This is a genomic window from Actinoallomurus sp. NPDC052308, assembly GCF_040679195.1.
Lineage (GTDB): Bacteria > Actinomycetota > Actinomycetes > Streptosporangiales > Streptosporangiaceae > Actinoallomurus > Actinoallomurus liliacearum.
Genome location: NZ_JBFAUM010000015.1, coordinates 146,377 through 162,714 on the forward strand (window position 1 = coordinate 146,377; position 16,338 = coordinate 162,714).

General features: G+C 71.6%; 14 protein-coding genes. 7 read left to right on the top strand and 7 right to left on the bottom strand.

Annotation, left to right across the window (positions count from 1 at the left end; translation table 11 throughout):
* Positions 1-8 precede the first annotated feature (8 nt).
* Positions 9-926, bottom strand: coding sequence for a recombination regulator RecX (recX, locus tag AB0L00_RS29455; RefSeq protein ID WP_364440332.1), 918 nt, complete (start codon positions 924-926; stop codon positions 9-11).
* 42 nt (positions 927-968) lie between these two features.
* Positions 969-2,087: a recombinase RecA gene (gene recA / locus AB0L00_RS29460; RefSeq protein ID WP_364440333.1), complete on the bottom strand. Its 1,119-nt coding sequence runs from the start codon at positions 2,085-2,087 to the stop codon at positions 969-971.
* A 205-nt stretch (positions 2,088-2,292) separates the two neighbouring features.
* On the opposite strand from recA, the gene AB0L00_RS29465 reads away from it, so the two are divergent.
* From AB0L00_RS29465 to AB0L00_RS29480, 4 genes are all read left to right on the top strand, one after another.
* Positions 2,293-3,153, top strand: coding sequence for an ATP-grasp domain-containing protein (locus tag AB0L00_RS29465; protein WP_364440334.1), 861 nt, complete (start codon positions 2,293-2,295; stop codon positions 3,151-3,153).
* A 68-nt stretch (positions 3,154-3,221) separates the two neighbouring features.
* Complete coding sequence (locus AB0L00_RS29470; protein WP_345362034.1) at positions 3,222-3,614, top strand: hypothetical protein; 393 nt, start codon at positions 3,222-3,224, stop codon at positions 3,612-3,614.
* A 3-nt stretch (positions 3,615-3,617) separates the two neighbouring features.
* Positions 3,618-4,823 (top strand): glutathionylspermidine synthase family protein, encoded by a 1,206-nt coding sequence (locus AB0L00_RS29475; RefSeq protein WP_364440335.1) that lies wholly within the window; start codon positions 3,618-3,620, stop codon positions 4,821-4,823.
* 48 nt (positions 4,824-4,871) lie between these two features.
* A complete protein-coding gene (locus tag AB0L00_RS29480) occupies positions 4,872-5,321 on the top strand; it encodes a DUF350 domain-containing protein (protein ID WP_364440336.1) in 450 nt (149 codons plus the stop codon).
* 26 nt (positions 5,322-5,347) lie between these two features.
* Here the strand turns inward: AB0L00_RS29480 and AB0L00_RS29485 are convergent, their stop codons facing one another.
* Together AB0L00_RS29485 and AB0L00_RS29490 are read right to left on the bottom strand one after the other, a co-directional pair.
* Positions 5,348-5,767 (bottom strand): rhodanese-like domain-containing protein, encoded by a 420-nt coding sequence (locus AB0L00_RS29485; protein ID WP_364440337.1) that lies wholly within the window; start codon positions 5,765-5,767, stop codon positions 5,348-5,350.
* Positions 5,764-5,958 (bottom strand): DUF3046 domain-containing protein, encoded by a 195-nt coding sequence (locus tag AB0L00_RS29490; RefSeq protein ID WP_364440338.1) that lies wholly within the window; start codon positions 5,956-5,958, stop codon positions 5,764-5,766. The genes AB0L00_RS29485 and AB0L00_RS29490 overlap by 4 nt, the downstream gene beginning before the upstream one ends.
* 68 nt (positions 5,959-6,026) lie before the next feature.
* Between AB0L00_RS29490 and AB0L00_RS29495 the strand changes: the two genes are divergently transcribed.
* Positions 6,027-10,511: an ATP-dependent helicase gene (locus AB0L00_RS29495; RefSeq protein WP_364440339.1), complete on the top strand. Its 4,485-nt coding sequence runs from the start codon at positions 6,027-6,029 to the stop codon at positions 10,509-10,511.
* A gap of 37 nt (positions 10,512-10,548) precedes the next feature.
* On the opposite strand, the gene AB0L00_RS29500 is transcribed toward AB0L00_RS29495, so the two are convergent.
* Positions 10,549-12,297 (bottom strand): serine/threonine-protein kinase, encoded by a 1,749-nt coding sequence (locus tag AB0L00_RS29500; RefSeq protein ID WP_364440340.1) that lies wholly within the window; start codon positions 12,295-12,297, stop codon positions 10,549-10,551.
* Between the two features lie 107 nt (positions 12,298-12,404).
* On the opposite strand from AB0L00_RS29500, the gene AB0L00_RS29505 reads away from it, so the two are divergent.
* Complete coding sequence (locus tag AB0L00_RS29505; protein ID WP_364440341.1) at positions 12,405-13,172, top strand: hypothetical protein; 768 nt, start codon at positions 12,405-12,407, stop codon at positions 13,170-13,172.
* A gap of 158 nt (positions 13,173-13,330) precedes the next feature.
* Here AB0L00_RS29505 and AB0L00_RS29510 read toward each other — a convergent pair whose 3' ends face one another.
* Entirely contained in the window at positions 13,331-13,924 is a 594-nt protein-coding gene (locus AB0L00_RS29510) for a hypothetical protein (protein WP_364440342.1), read from the bottom strand.
* Between the two features lie 146 nt (positions 13,925-14,070).
* Positions 14,071-15,804 carry a protein kinase gene (locus tag AB0L00_RS29515; RefSeq protein WP_364440343.1) on the bottom strand — a complete coding sequence of 578 codons (1,734 nt, stop codon included), beginning with the start codon at positions 15,802-15,804 and terminating at the stop codon, positions 14,071-14,073.
* A 251-nt stretch (positions 15,805-16,055) separates the two neighbouring features.
* Between AB0L00_RS29515 and AB0L00_RS29520 the strand changes: the two genes are divergently transcribed.
* A complete protein-coding gene (locus AB0L00_RS29520; protein WP_364440344.1) occupies positions 16,056-16,229 on the top strand; it encodes a hypothetical protein in 174 nt (57 codons plus the stop codon).
* Positions 16,230-16,338: the final 109 nt, after the last annotated feature.

A 16,338-nucleotide genomic window follows, 5' to 3' on the forward strand; every position in this document is an offset into this window, starting at 1 on the left:
GAGCGAGATCAGTCGTCGAACGACAGGTCCGGGACGTCATCGGCTCCTTCGGCCTCCAGCGCCTCGCGGACGACGCGGTACGCCAGGCCGCCGGAGTAGCCCTTGCGGGCGAGCATGCCCATCAGCCGCCGGGTGCGCTTGACCGGGTCGAGGCCACGGGTACTGGGCAGTCTGCGGGCGACCAGTTCGCGGGCCGCCGCCTCCTCCTGCTCCGGGCCGAGGTCCTCCATGGCCTCACTGACCGTCTCGTCGGCGACGCCGCGCCGCCGCAGCTCGGCCGCGAGCGCCCGGCGGCCCAGCCCCCGCCCGGCGTGGCGCGACTCGACCCAGGCACGGGCGAACGCCGCGTCGTCGATCAGCCCGACCTCGGAGTAGCGACCCAGCACCCGCTCGGCGACGTCGTCGGGCACGCCCTTGCGACGCAGCGCGTCGGCGAGCTGGGCACGGGTCTTGGGGGCGAAGGAGAGCTGTCGCAGGCAGATCTCGCGCGCCACCGCCTCCGGGTCGGCGGGCGGGCCCTGCGCCGCCGGGCTGCCCGGCGTCGGCCCCTCGGCGAGGCGGCCCCCGCCGCGCCTCCGCCCCCGCCGCCCCGACCTTCCGGCCGCCGACGTCTCACCGCCCGCCGGATCGGCCTCGCCGGTCGCCGGGACGGCTTGAGCACGCGCCCGACGGGGCGCGCCGCCCGCCGACGAGTCCGCGCCGTCCACCTGGATCTCCGTGCTGCCCGCCGGAAGAGCTTCGACACCCGTTGGATCGGCCGTACCGCCCGCCGACGGGTCCGCGCCTGCTGTCGGGACGGCCGCGGGGCCCGTCTGGGCGGCGGCCGGGCCGGGCTCCTGAGCGGGGGCGACGTCGCCAGGGAAGATCTCCGCGCCGGGTTCGGTCCGGCGCGGAGCGGGACGCCGCCACCCCTCAGGAGCGGTCATGGGTCAGCCCCTCGATCGGTCCCGCCGAAGGGCGACCCGGGATCACACGTCTCCCGGCTTCGGGGTCTTCGCGGCCCGCTTGGCCGGTGCGGCCTTGCCCGCCGCGGCAGCGGCGGCAGCCGGAGGAGCGGCGGGAGCGCCCGCCGGCTCGGCCGGGGCGTCGAGGCGCGGCCCCACGCCGAGCTTCTCCTTGATCTTCTTCTCGATCTCGTCGGCGATGTCCGGGTTCTCCTTGAGGAACCGCCGCGCGTTCTCCTTGCCCTGGCCGAGCTGGTCGTTCTCGTAGGTGTACCAGGCGCCGGACTTGCGCACGAAGCCGTGCTCGACGCCCATGTCGATCAGACCGCCCTCGCGGCTGATGCCCACGCCGTACAGGATGTCGAAGTCGGCCACCTTGAAGGGCGGGGCCATCTTGTTCTTGACGACCTTGACCCGGGTGCGGTTGCCGACCGCGTCCGTGCCGTCCTTCATCGTCTCGATCCGCCGCACGTCGAGCCGCACCGAGGCGTAGAACTTCAGCGCCTTGCCACCGGTGGTCGTCTCGGGCGAGCCGAACATGACGCCGACCTTTTCCCGCAGCTGGTTGATGAAGATCGCTGTGGTCTTGGTCTGGTTGATGGCGCCGGTGAGCTTGCGGAGGGCCTGGGACATGAGGCGGGCCTGGAGGCCGACGTGGCTGTCGCCCATCTCGCCCTCGATCTCGGCGCGGGGCACGAGCGCCGCGACGGAGTCGATGACGACGACGTCGATCGCGCCGGAGCGGATCAGCATGTCGGTGATCTCCAGGGCCTGCTCACCCGTGTCGGGCTGGGAGACGAGGAGGGCGTCGATGTCGACGCCGATCTTCTTGGCGTATTCCGGGTCGAGCGCGTGCTCCGCGTCCACGAACGCGGCGATGCCGCCCGCCTTCTGCGCGCTCGCCACGGCGTGCAGGGCGAGGCTCGTCTTGCCGGAGGACTCCGGACCGTAGATCTCGACCACGCGGCCACGCGGGAGGCCGCCGATGCCCAGGGCGACGTCGAGGGCGATCGCCCCGGTCGGGATCACCTCGACCGGGGGGCGCCCCTCCTGGCCCAGCCGCATGACGGAACCCTTGCCGAACTGCCGCTCGATCTGCGCGAGCGCCGCCTCGAGGGCCTTCTCGCGATCGTTTGCTGCCATGTGAGGTGTCCCTGTGGGGTCGATGCCTGCTGTTGTCGGAAGCGACGTTACGGGGACCCGCCGACAATTTCGAGGGTCCGGTCCACCACTGTGGACAACGTCGTCGCTTCCTTCACTCTAGCCGAACACGTGTTCGATCATGAATGGACGCGCCGATTCCCCCGGGAAAGACCCGGCGTCTTGCCCTACGCTGATGCACAGGATCATGCCGGTGACCATCCTCATGTGCGCCGACCCGTTGCACCCCCGGCGGGTCGACGAGCACTTCGCCCGAGAGGCCGAGGCCGTACGCGCGCTCGGCGGGTCGGTCACGCTCATCGACCATGACGCCCTGCAGCGCGGTGACGTCGCCGAGGCCGTACGCCGGGTGCCCGACGGGCTGGGAACGGCCTGGTACCGCGGCTGGATGGCGACGACGGCGCAGTACGCCGCGCTCGCCGCCGCACTGGCCGCCCGCGGCGTCGTCCTCGCCGTTCCGCCGGACGGCTACGAGAAGGCCCATGAGCTGCCCGGCTGGTACGACACGTTCGCGGGCGTCACGCCCGCCAGCGTGTGGCTGCCGCTGTCCCCCGGCGCCACCCCGGCGGCCGACAAGCTGGCCGAGCTCGTACGCCCGCTGCGATCCGGACCGGCGGTCGTGAAGGACTACGTCAAGTCGCGCAAGCACGAGTGGGACGAGGCCTGTTACATCCCCGACCTCGCCGACGTGGAGCGGCTGCACGCCGTGGTCGCCCGGTTCGTCGAACGCCAGGGCGACCTCCTGGCCGGCGGCGTCGTCATCCGCGAGTACGAGCGGTTCGACGGCGGCGAGGCCCGCGTGTGGTGGGTCGACGGCGAGCCGGTGCTGATGGGTCCCCATCCGGACACGCCGGACCGGTATCCGCGTCCGCAGGCGGATCCGATCGCGCCGTGCGTGCGCGCGCTCGGCTGCCGGTTCATCACGACGGACCTGGCCCGGCGCGAGGACGGGCTCTGGCGGGTGGTCGAGGTCGGCGACGGTCAGGTGAGCGACCTGCCATCAGTGGCCGAACCTGCGGATCTGTACCTCAGCTTCCCGATCAGGTAGTGCTTTCGTCGGGATCTTGGCTCTAGACTTACCGGTCATCACTCCCGAGTCCGGAGATCCGACCGCAAATGCCCCCGAAGGACGCCCGCCGGATGATGCGGTCCGGCATCGTGCAACTCAGCGCGGTGAGCCTTCTGTCATTGACCGTCGTCGGTTGCTCCTCGCGGAGTGAGACCGCGTACTGCGTCGACAGCTGGGCGCCGGTCGGCAGTTCCTACCGCGTCGTCCCCGACTACTTCTGCGACAACGGCGGATCGTACGGGCGTTACTACTGGTACTACGGCGGCCGGTACCGCAACAACGGCTACGTCTCGGGGGGCTCGTCGGTCCGCCCGAGGCGGGGCACCCGGATCGTCTCGCGCGGCGGCCGGGTGATCTCCAGCGGCAAGAGCCACAGCAGCGGCCATGGCGTCTCGCGGGGCGGGTTCGGTCACCACGGCAGCAGTTCGCGGGGAGGCTGAGCGGTGCGGCGCGGGCATTCGGAGCCCCGGACGCGCTGGGATCAGATCGTCGAGTCGCAGGGGCTGGCCTATCACCGCACCTCGCATCCCGAGCATCTGACCCGGCCGTACTGGGACGAGTCAGTGCACTACACGTTCGAGATGGACGAGGTGCTCACCCTCGAGGAGACGGTCGAGGAACTGCACCGGATGTGCCTCACGGCGGTGGAGCACGTCGTGAGCACCCGCCGGTACGCGGTGTTCGGCATCCCGCAGTGGGTGTGGCCGCTGATCGAGGCGTCATGGCGGCGCCGCGACCCGTACCTCTACGGGCGCTTCGACCTGTGGTACGACGGCTCGGGCCCGGCGAAGCTGCTGGAGTACAACGCCGACACCCCGACCTCGCTGCTGGAGAGCTCGATCATCCAGTGGTATTGGGTGCGCGACACCCACTCCGACGACGACCAGTGGAACTCCATCCACGAGCGGCTCGTCGACCGCTGGAAGGAGATCGCCCCGGCCGTCCGGTCCGGCACGCCCGGAGTACCCGCCGGATCGGCCGTGCACTTCGCCTGGACGAACGAGGACGAGACCGGCGAGGAGGTCATGACGGTCGCGTACCTGCAGGAGACCGCCGAGCAGGCGGGCATCCCGGGGATCGCGATCGCCATGGAGGACATCGGCTGGCACCACGACCGCGGCCGGTTCGTCGACCTCCAGGACCGCGACATCACGGCGTTCTGCAAGCTCTACCCGTGGGAGTGGATCGTCGGCGAGCCGTTCGGGCGGAACGTCCCGCGGGCCGGCTGGGTCGAGCCCATCTGGAAGATGCTCCTGTCCAACAAGGCGCTGCTCGTACTGCTGTGGGAGCTCTACCCCGGCCACCCGAACCTGCTGCCGACCTACCTCGGCACCCCGGGCTCCCTCACCTCGTACGTGCAGAAGCCGCTGCTGGGACGTGAGGGCGCGAGCATGCGGATCGTCACGCCGGACGGCGTGCAGACGGCCACGTCGGGCGAGTACGGCGCCGAGGGCTACGTCTTCCAGGAGTTCTGCCCGCTGCCGGACTTCGAGGGCGAGCACCCCGTGCTCGGCGCCTGGGTGGTCGGCGACGAGGCGGCCGGGCTGGGCATCCGCGAGACGTCCGGACTGATCACCGACGACACGTCGTCGTTCGTCCCGCACCGCATCCCGGCCGAGCCCGAGGACGGCGGAGCAGGCCCTTCCTGACCGGTTTTCCCTAGGACTCCCCCGACCTCGCCAAAGGAGAGAAGACAGATGGCCCTGGCGTTCTCACACGACTTCGGCACGGCACTGGGCAAGGGCGCCGGAGCGATCGCCGCGTACACGGCCGTCGGCCTGGTCCTGCTGCTCATCGGCTTCTTCGCCGTCGACGTGACCACGCCGGGACGGCTCACCTCGATCATCCGCCACGGGCGGAACACGAACGCCGCGCTGCTGGCCGTCTGCGGCATCGTGGGGGTCGGGCTGGTCGTCGCCTCCTCGATCTACGCCTCCGGCGGCCGGCTGAGCGAGGGGCTGATCGCGACGCTGGTCTGGGGACTCGTGGGCATCGTGGCCCAGCAGATCGGGTTCCTGATCATCCGCGTCCTGCTGCGCGTCGACGTGGCGGCGCTCATGGCCGCCGAGTCCCTGGAACCGTCCGCCGTGCTCCTCGGCGCGACGCAGATCACGATCGGCCTGATCACCGCGGTCGCCGTCATCTGACGACCCGGCGGCCGACCGCGGACCGGCTACCGGCCGTCGTACGGCGCGAGCCGGGGGCGTACGGGCGCCATGCCGCGGCTCACCGGCAGCCCGGCGGCCCGCCATTCCTGGAACCCGCCGATGACGTCCGTGGCGTTGACCAGCCCGAGCGCGCGCAGCGACGCGGCGGCCAGCGAGGACGAGTAGCCCTCGTCGCAGATCACGATCCACCGCACGTGATGGTCGGTGGCCTCCGGGACGCGGAAGCCGCCGTGCGGGTCGAGCCGCCACTCCAGATGGTTGCGCTCGACGACGATCGCGCCGGGGATGTCGCCGTCGGCCCGCCGCTGGTACTCCGGACGCGTGTCGACGAGGCGACCGCCCTCGCGCACCGCCTCCGCGGCCTCCAGCGGCTTGAGCCGGACGAGCCGCGCACGCGCCTCGGCGAGCAGCCGGTCGACGCTCACCGGAGCCGTTGCGGGACATCGAAGGTGGCACAGACGGCCCGCCAGACGTCCTTGGCGCTCTCGCCGTCGGCCAGCGCCTGCTCGATGGTGCGACCGTCGAGCTCGGCGATGACGTAGTCCTTGGCCACGCTCTCGGCGTAGCCCTCGCCGAACTGCTGGTTCATCCGATCCCAGAACACCGTTAGTCGCACGTGCCCCAAGCTACCGCCCGCCGTCGCCGGCGAACGATTCGGTCGGTGGGGCGAGGCACACTGACAGGATGAACCCCGTCGACCGCTTCTCGGCCCCGACCCGGGCCTGGTTCACCGGGGCCTTCGCGGCGCCCACGACGGCCCAGACGGGCGCCTGGGAGGCGATCGCCCGCGGTGACAACACGCTGGTCGTGGCACCGACCGGCTCGGGCAAGACCCTCGCCGCGTTCCTGTGGTCGCTGGACCGCCTGGCCTCCAACCCACCGCCGGACGATCCGAAACGGCGCTGCCGGGTGGTGTACGTCTCGCCGCTGAAGGCCCTGGCCGTGGACATCGAGCGCAACCTGCGCGCCCCGCTGACCGGGCTGCGGCAGACGGCGCGGCGGCTGGGACTGGACGACCCGGACATCGGCGTCGCCGTGCGCTCCGGGGACACCCCGGCCGACGAGCGCCGCCGGTTCGCGACGAAGCCGTCCGACATCCTGATCACGACGCCGGAGTCGCTCTTCCTGATGCTGACGTCGCAGGCGCGCGAGGCGCTGCGCGGCGTGGACACGGTGATCGTCGACGAGGTGCACGCCGTGGCGGGCACCAAGCGCGGCGCCCACCTGGCGCTATCCCTGGAGCGGCTGGACGCGCTGCTGGAGCGTCCCGCGCAGCGGATCGGGCTGTCGGCGACGGTCCGCCCGGTGACGGAGGTCGCGACCTTCCTCGGCGGGGTACGGCCCGCGACCGTGGTGCAGCCGCAGCACGGGAAGGAGGTCGACCTGCGGATCTCGGTGCCGGTGGAGGACATGACCGAGCTTCCGCCCGACCCGCGCGGCGAGGACGACTCCCCGCTGCGGGGGCGCAACCTGTGGCCGCACGTCGAGGACGCCGTGCTCAACCTGATCGAGGAGCACCGGTCGACGATCGTGTTCGCCAACTCCCGGCGGCTGGCCGAGCGGCTGAGCGGACGGCTGAACGAGCTCTCCTGGGAACGGCAGAACGGCGAGGCGCTGCCGCAGGACTCCGCCCCGGCGGAGATGATGGCGCAGGCGGGGGCCTCGCGCGGCGCGCCCGCCGACGTCGTACGCGCGCACCACGGCTCGGTCTCCAAGGAGGAGCGGGCCGGCATCGAGGAGTCGCTGAAGGCGGGCCGGCTGCCGGCCGTGGTGGCGACCTCCAGCCTGGAGCTGGGCATCGACATGGGCGCGGTGGACCTGGTCGTGCAGGTCGAGTCGCCGCCGTCGGTGGCGGCCGGGCTACAGCGGATCGGCCGGGCCGGGCACCAGGTCGGGGCCGTCTCCAAGGGCGTGATCTTCCCGAAGTACCGGGGCGACCTCGTGCAGACGGCGGTCGTGGCCGAGCGGATGCGCGACGGGCGGATCGAGGAGCTGCGGTATCCGCGCAACCCTCTGGACGTGCTGGCCCAGCAGATCGTCGCGATGACCGCGATGGACGAGTGGCCGGTGGACGAGCTGGAGACCCTCGTACGCCGGGCGGCGCCGTTCGCGACGCTGCCCCGGTCGGTGCTGGAGGCGACCCTCGACATGCTCGCGGGGCGGTACCCCAGCGACGAGTTCGGCGAGCTGCGGCCGCGGCTGGTGTGGGACCGCGTCGCGGGGATGCTGCGCGGCCGGCCCGGCGGGCAGCGGCTGGCGGTGACCAGCGGCGGCACGATCCCCGACCGCGGCCTGTTCGGCGTGTTCCTCGTCGGCGAGAAGTCCTCCCGGGTCGGCGAGCTCGACGAGGAGATGGTGTACGAGTCGCGGGTCGGCGACGTGTTCGTGCTGGGCGCGAGCTCGTGGCGGATCGAGGACATCACGCCCGACCGCGTGCTGGTCTCCCCCGCGCCGGGCCATCCGGGAAAGCTGCCGTTCTGGCACGGTGACGCGCCGGGGCGGCCGGCGGAGCTGGGCCGGGCGCTGGGGGCGTTCAGCCGTGAGCTGGCCACGCTCGAGCCGGACCCGGCCCGTGCGCGGTTGGGCGAGGCCGGCCTGGACGACTGGGCGGCGGGCAACCTCGTGGCGTACCTCGCCGAACAGCGGGAGGCCACCGGCTACGTCCCCGACGACCGGACGCTGGTGGTGGAGCGGTTCCGCGACGAGCTCGGCGACTGGCGAGTCGTCGTGCACTCGCCGTTCGGGGCACGGGTGCACGCGCCGTGGGCCCTCGCCATGGCCGCGCGGCTGCGGGAGCGGTACGGCGTGGAGGCGCAGGCCGCGCACTCCGACGACGGCATCGTGCTGCGGGTGCCCGACACGGGCGCCGAGTTCGACGAGACCGGCGCGGCCCCGCCCGCGGGTGACCTGGCGGTGTTCGACCCCGAGGAGATCGAGCGGATCGTCACCGACGAGCTGGGCAACTCGGCGCTGTTCGCGTCACGGTTCCGGGAGTGCGCGGCGCGGGCGCTGCTGCTGCCCCGCCGGAATCCGGGCCGGCGCATGCCGCTGTGGCAGCAGCGGCAGCGGGCCGCGCAACTGCTGTCGGTGGCGAGCCGCTATCCCTCGTTCCCGATCGTGCTGGAGACGGTGCGCGAATGCCTGCAGGACGTCTTCGACGTGCCGGGGCTCATCGCGCTGATGCGGGAGCTGGCGAGCCGCAAGGCCCGGCTCGTCGAGGTCGAGACGCAGGTGCCGTCGCCGTACGCGCGATCCCTGCTGTTCGGGTACATCGGCGCGTTCATGTACGAGGGCGACGCCCCCCTCGCGGAGCGGCGCGCCCAGGCCCTCGCGCTGGACTCGACGCTGCTCGCCGAGCTGCTGGGCCAGGCGGACCTGCGGGAGCTGCTCGACCCGGAGGTGGTCGCGGAGGCCGACCGCGAGCTGCGGCGGCTGACGCCCGACCGGCACGCCCGCGACCGGGAGGGCACCGCCGACCTGCTGCGCGAGCTCGGGCCGCTGAGCACCGACGAGCTGGTCGAACGCGGCGTCGACCCGCACTGGCCGGCCGAGCTGGAGGACGCCCGCCGGGCCATCCGGGTACGGATCGGCGGCGCCGAACGCTGGGCGGCGATCGAGGACGCCGCCCGGCTGCGCGACGCGCTCGGCGTCCCGCTGCCCGTGGGCATCCCGGAGGCGTTCCTGGAGCCGGTCGCCGACCCCCTCGCCGACCTGCTCAGCCGGTACGCCCGTACGCACGGTCCGTTCCACGCGGCCGACGTGGCGGCGCGGTTCGGGCTCGGCGTCGCCGTGGTCACCGACGGACTGCGGCGGCTGGCCGCCGCGGGCCGGGTCGCCGAGGGCGACTTCACGCCCGGCGAACGCGGCACGGAGTGGTGTGACGCGGGCGTGCTGCGGATGCTGCGCCGCCGCTCCCTCGCCCGGCTGCGGGCCGAGGTGGAGCCGTCGCCGCCGGAGGCGCTCGCCCGGTTCCTGCCCGCCTGGCACGGGATCACGGCGCGCGGCTCGCTGCGCGGCATCGACGCGCTCGTGCACGCGATCGAGCAGCTGCAGGGCGCGGCGGTGCCCGCCTCCGCCCTGGAGTCGCTGGTCCTGCCCGCGCGCGTGCCCGGCTACTCCCCCACGATGCTCGACGAGCTGACCGCCTCCGGCGAGGTCGTGTGGGTGGGGCAGGGCGGGCTGCCGGGCGGCGACGGCTGGGTGTCCCTGTACCTCGCGGACACGGCCCCGCTGCTGATGCCCGAATCCGCCGAGATCACGCTGACGCCGCTGCACGAGCGCGTCCTGGAGTCGCTGTCCGACGGCGGCGCGGTGTTCTTCCGCACGCTGTCCGACCGCGTCGGGTCGCTGAACGACCAAGAGCTCGTCACCGCGCTGTGGGACCTGGTGTGGGCGGGCCGGCTCACGAACGACACCCTCGCGCCGCTGCGCGCCCGGCTCGGCTCGAGCCGTACGACGCACCGGTCCCGGACGCGGCGGCGGCCGGCCATGCCGTCGCGCACCGGCCCGCCGACCGTCGCGGGCCGCTGGTGGCTGCTGCCCGAGCCGGAGGCCGACGCGACGCGGCGCGGGCACGCGCAGGCCGAGACGCTGCTCGACCGGTACGGCATCGTGATCCGCGGCGCCGTCATGGCCGAGCGGACGCCGGGCGGGTTCGCGGCGGTGTACCCGGTGCTCAAGGCGTTCGAGGAGTCCGGGCGGGCCCGGCGGGGCTACTTCGTCGAGGGCCTGGGCGCGGCGCAGTTCGCGCTGCCCGGCGCCGTGGACCGGCTGCGGGCGATACGCCCCGACACCGACGCGCCGCGCGCGGTGGTGCTCGCCGCGACCGACCCGGCCAACCCGTACGGCGCGGCGCTGCCCTGGCCGGAGCGGTCCGGTGAGGTGGCGAGCGGGCACAAGCCCGGCCGCAAGGCGGGCGCGCTCGTCGTACTGGTCGACGGCCGCCTCACGCTGTACGTCGAGCGCGGCGGCAAGACCCTGCTGTCCTGGGGCGAGGACGACCTGCAGCCCGCCGTCGACGCGCTGGCCCTGGCCGTACGCGAGGGCGCCCTCGGCAAGCTCACCGTCGAACGCGCCGACGGCGAATCGATCGTCGACTCCCCACTCGCCGCCGCCCTGGAGGCCGCCGGCTTCCACCCCACCCCCCGCGGCCTCCGCCTCCGCGCCTGAACATGATCGTGCTACTGACCGCCTTCCAGAAGGCCGGTCAGCGGTGGTTCGGGAGGGATCGGGCGATTTCGCGCGCGGCACCGATCACCCCGAAGTATGCGGCCGCCGAGCCGCTCGGGTTGGTGACCATCATCTTCACGACAATGTTGCTGACCCGAAACCAGATGACGGCCGAGCCGCTGCCGTCCATGTCTTCGCCGGATTCCGTGGTGACGGCCTTCTCGTCGCCGACCTCCAACTCGCTTCTCAACGGGTCGGCAGCGCGATGCTTGTTCATACTGGAGTGCGCACGGTCTTCCGCCGAGTGCCACCAGGACCGGGCGTACCGGGTGGTGGACAGGACCTGGAGATCGAGGTTCCCATTGGCCAGACTCCACCATTCGCAGTGGTCGCCGACTGCGTGACGTGGCTGCGGAATCGCCTTGTCGAGGGCAGCCGAGGTGATCCCGCCACAGGCCGGAGCTGTGGAGAACCTCCCCTCGCCGATGATGCGCAATGGGTTCCAGGCCACATTCACCACAATGGCGGCCACGCCCACGAACACCACGAGTGCACAGATCGAAGCGATCGTCGATGCCTTCACCGAAGCGTTCGACTTGACTGGGCGCGTGCCCGGAACGAACCCGCGGGGAGCGGGGATGGGGGGTTCCGCAATGTTCGGTGCGACTCCCACCCTGTGGAGACCCTCTGGCGGACGTCCGCCGGAGTGAGCGGCCTGTACCGGCACCGGACCGTAAGGCCTCTCCGATGCCTCGTACGTTTCGGGGTGTCGCCAGGACGCAGGGTTCAACGTGGTGAGTTCCCCCAGCGTCCGGCCTGCGGCGTCGCTCGCTTCGGTCACCGCTCGCAGTCGCTGCCGTGTCACTTCGGCGCTCAGCCGTTCGGCCGGATCCTTGATCAGGAGGCCCTTCAGGACCGGCGCGAGGGGGCCGGCCTGAGTCGGCGGCTCAGGTTCCTCCGTGAGGACCATGCCGATCAGGGCGGGGATCTCATCGGCGCTGTAGGCACGCCTGCCCTCGACGGCGAAGTAGAGCACGGCGCCAAGCGACCACAGGTCCGACTCGGGACCGACCGGGCGCCCCCGTAGGCGTTCCGGCGCTATGTATCCCGGAGATCCGATCAGCGCCCCGGTCTGGGTCAGCGCGGTCGCGCCTGCCATCGCCGCGATGCCGAAGTCGGTCAGGACGATGCGATCGTCATCGCCGACCAACACGTTTCTCGGTGTGACGTCCCGGTGCAGGATTCCCGCAGCGTGGGCGGTGTCCAGCGCGTCGAGCATCTGCAGGCCGATCGCCGCGACCCGGTCCGGGAAAAGCGGGCCGTGTTCGTCGACCAGTTGGTCGAGGGACCTGCCCGGTACGAGCCGCATGACGATCCACGGCAGGTCATTCTCGGTGACCACGTCGTACACATTGATGATCGCCGGGTGATCGAGGTGCGCAGCGGCCTTGGCCTCACGAACGAATCGCGCAAGCATGCCTGCACGGGTTGCGTCATCCAGACCGCTGGGGAGCAGAATCTCCTTCACCGCGACGTCACGCTCGAGGTACTCGTCCCGGGCGCGCCAGACGATCCCCATTCCGCCGCGGCCGAGTGAGTCCAGCAGCCGGTAACGCCCTGCGATGATTCGTTCTGCGGAACTTGGCATGGCGGGACGATATCGCTCAGGCATCACTCGGCTCGACGCATCAGCCAGAACCGTCGAATCCACAGGAGAAATGCCGGTCGCGTCGATGCGGCGGTGTTTCCGAAGGGAATCGCCATGCCCCTGGACGCCTTCCGCCACGTCGACCGCCTGCGCGCCTGAATCCGGTTGCCGAGGTACAGATCAACGTGTGAACCGCCGTGAGGTCACGCGCATCCAACCTTGACCCGCACAATCGAAGGAGCCGCATGCCGCCATCGGGATTGAGCGTCGAGCGACAGGACGAGATTCTCCAGGAGATCGGAGAACTGTTGGCCGGCGCACTGCGGCCTGGCTGGTCACGGGCGACCTTCGCCTGGACCGGGATCGTCGGCGGCGGTGTCCTGTCCTCGCTCACGGTGCTGGACGAGGAGGGGCGCAGTAGGACTGACACTATTCCCCGTGGGATGAACAAACTGTGCGGCCGGTTGAAGGACGGGATGTACCGGCCGGGCGCCGGCACGTGGCTCACCATGACCTACACCCTGTCCGCGGACGGCGGTCACACGGCGGACTACGACTTCAACCGCGAACCGGAGTTGGGCGGGTTCGGACCCGGGCAGTACGCCAAGGAGGTCGCCGCTTTCCCTCGTGACCCCGAGCACACGCCGGACTGGCTCTCGGCGGCCCTCGAGCGGGTACCCAACTTCTACGCCGCCGTCTATGCCGAGCCCGGTGAGCAGTACGAGATTGAGATCGGTCCGCACCTCGGCGAGGTGGCACGGGCGTTCGATCACGGAGGATGGATCATCGGGCCGGGGGAGTACCGGAACGAGTTCGAGTTCACCGCGGAGTGGGCGAGCCTGCGGACGCTTTCCCAGTACGGGCTGGTGCGCCTGGCGGGAAAGGTCGACCCCGATCGATGGGATGACCTGATCGCCTTCCTCACCGGGCAGGGCTGGAACTTCGGCGCCTCCCTCTACGAGGGCGAGAAGATCGTCGCCAACGTTGACCCGGCCCGCCCACCGGCGGTCTGATTGGAATCGCGGGCGGATCGGTTTAGCTTGATCACTGGCCGTCGCTGTCTCCTAGTGGCACTGGATGCCAGGGATCAAGGCTGAGAGGTCGCCCCGGGCAGGGCGCCGGTCTCGGCCGGAGGCTCCATGGATGCGGGTCCAGCCGGCCGGGGATACGCCTAGTGGATGATCTGGCCTGCGGTCGTCCAGTCCGTGGTGATGGCCTTCTGCGCGGCGGCCAGTGTCACTGTGCCGGCGCATACGGCTTTGTACAGCTTGAACTCGATGTCGTCCTTGGGATTCGGTGACGCGCCGGGTTCAGGCCACAGGTTCTGTGGGTCGCGTGGTGCGCCGCCGAGGCTCAGCGGGATGAAGTGGTCCTCTTCGTAGGAGCGCGGACTGGTGTCGGTGTAGCCGTACTCGCGAATCTGCTGCCGCTTCAGCGCGTCGGTATAGGCGACGGGTGGGCGGATCGTCTTCGTGTAGCCGGAGATACAGATCGTGTTGTGAATGTTCGCTTGGGTCACGGCGGGGTTGAGGGCGCCAGGGGTGCAGTGCGGGTCCGGATGGGTGGTGGCCGGGTCAAGGCTGGAGGCGTGACAAGACCCGGGCGCGAGGGTGCTGGTCGGCTCCGGAGCGGCGGTGTCCGTTGGCCTCCCCGCGGGTCGCGAGGAGCCGGCCTTGTCGCGATGCGATGAGACCTGCGAGGCGGTGGAGTTACAGCCGGCCAGCAGCAGACACGCAGCAATGGCGGCCGTGATGGAGCGAAGCATGAGGGGACCTCCCAAATCGGGGGAAATCCATCATGCGACCAGATAGATGATCGAATCTGGTAATTAACCGGAATCAGACATATCCACGTGAGGCCGGCCACCGGCGTCCGGGACAGTTCGGTACACCGTGGGCGGCGGAGGGACGGTCAGTGGCAGTGGGTCCAGCCGCTGGTCCAGGCACCCGTCGGGGAGGAGCCGCCCCAGCGGACGCACTTGTCCTTGGCGGGCAGGCGTACCGGACCCGCGAAGAACGGGTTGCTCGCCGACCTGGTGCCCTGGCCGCCGTCCTTGACCGCCAAGGTCGCGGTCATGCGAGGCTTGTCGCCATTCGACTTGGGGACCATCGTGACGACGCAGTTCGCGCCGCTGCCGTCGTTGTAGAGCAGATGGACGGTCGCCCCACCGAGCCCATGGCTCTCGATCTGGTGGAAGCCGGGGCCGCACAGCCGCTCGGGGGTGTACGGGTTGGCCCGCATGGTCTTCTTCGGCGTCGGCGAGTGCGACGGCGTCTTCTTGTGCGTGGGCCGGTGCGTCGGCGTGTGCGACTTCTTGGTCTTGTGCTTCTTGACGCTGGGGCTGGGCTCGGCGGCGTTCTGGCCGTCCCCGCCGTTGTTCATCGCCGCGTACACGGCGCCGCCGCCGGCCAGCAGGATGACGCCGGCGACGACCGCGGCGACGATGCCGCCCGTGCCGCCTCTCCTCGGCGCCGGCTCCCGGCCGTACGCGGGCGCGGGCGGCGTCACGGGCGGGAGGTTGTACGTGCCGCCGTCGGACGGCTGGTAGCCACCTGCGGAGCCCGCACCGTACGGCGGCATCCCCTGGGTGGCCGACGTGGGCGGGCCGGCGGCGGGCATCCGCATCGTGCCGGCGCCCTGCGGACCGGCAGGGGGCAGCACCTGCGTTCCGGCGCCCTGCGGGCCTCCCGGCGGGAGCACCTCGGTACCGCCTCCGGGCCTGCCGCCCGGCGGCAGCACCTCCGTCGCGCCGCCCGTCGCACCGGCCGGCGGGAAGGCGCCCCCGCCGGGCATCGGCACTCCGGGCCCGCCGGAGAGGTCGAGGAGGCCGGTGGCGCCCTGCTGGCCCATCAGCGCGTCCATGAGCTGCCGGGCGGTCGGGCGCCGCGCCGGGTCCTTGGCGAGGCAGGCGGCGACGATCTGCCGCAGCCGTCCGTCCAGGGCGCCGAGGTCGGGCTCGTCGTGGAGGATGCTGCGGATCACCGTCGGAATGGACTTGTTGCCGAACGGGGGCCTGCCCGAGGCGGCGCACGCGATCGTGACGCCCCACGCGAACATGTCGGTCGCCGGGCCGACGCGTCCCTCTGTCAGTTGCTCGGGCGCCATGAAGGCGGGCGTGCCGACGACCTGGCTGGCGGCGGTCGTCCCGGTCGCGTCGAGCGCGCGGGCGATGCCGAAGTCGATCACCACGGGGCCGTCCGGGCCCATGAGGACGTTGCCGGGCTTGAAATCCCGGTGCACCACGCCGGCCTGGTGGATGGCCGCGAGGGCGGTGGCGGTGTTGATGGCCAGCCGGTCGAGGGCGGCGCCCTGGCGGGGCCCCTCCTCCTTGAGCTGCTGCTGCAGCGAAGGACCCGGAACGTACTCGCTGACGATGTACGGGCGGTCGTCGGCCATGCCGACGTGCAGGACCTGAGCGGTGCAGAAGCGTGCGACCCGCTTGGTGACCTCGACCTCGCGGACGAAGCGCGTGCGAGCCCCGGCGTCCTCCATCAGCTGAGCCTGGAGGACCTTGATCGCGACGGACTCGCCGGCGCCACGGCCGAGGTAGACGATGCCCTGGCCGCCCTCACCGAGCCGTCCGACGACCTCGTACGCCCCCAGCCGCCGGGGATCCCCGTTCGTGAGCGGCTGGACATTCGGCACGGCGGGCCTCCCCATAGATCAACACAGTCGCCGCAGAACCTATCAATGCGGCCGGAACGATCCGTACGCGACAGCGGAGAACGTACGCCCGGTGACGCCACGTGACGTGCGCAATGCCGGTCGAACGCCTCTCGCGGGACGCCCGGCGAGACGGAGAGCACGCGCGCATGTGGGCGTGAACACGTTGTGATCCGTCCGCACATCAGGACTGTCGAAGCCGAATCAGCTGTATGACAACCCAAAGGAGAAGCATGTCTAACGCATCTGCGGGCACCGGCGCCACGGTCGACAAGTTCCTGGCTGCGGAGGTCGCGTCGCTCGACGATGAAGACAGGGCTTCGAAGAGTGAGGCCGATGGCCGCCAAGGGGCGATCGGCAACTACGCCGCCCTTACCAGCGCCAAGCGCAAGGGCCACATCGGCTAGCACGCCGTCGGGCCGGCCGGGTCGCACTGCGACCCGGCCCGGGGCGACCGGGGGCGGGCCGGGTGGTGGGGCCCCCGGCGGCCGGCCCGCGCGGCCGGCCCGCGGGGTG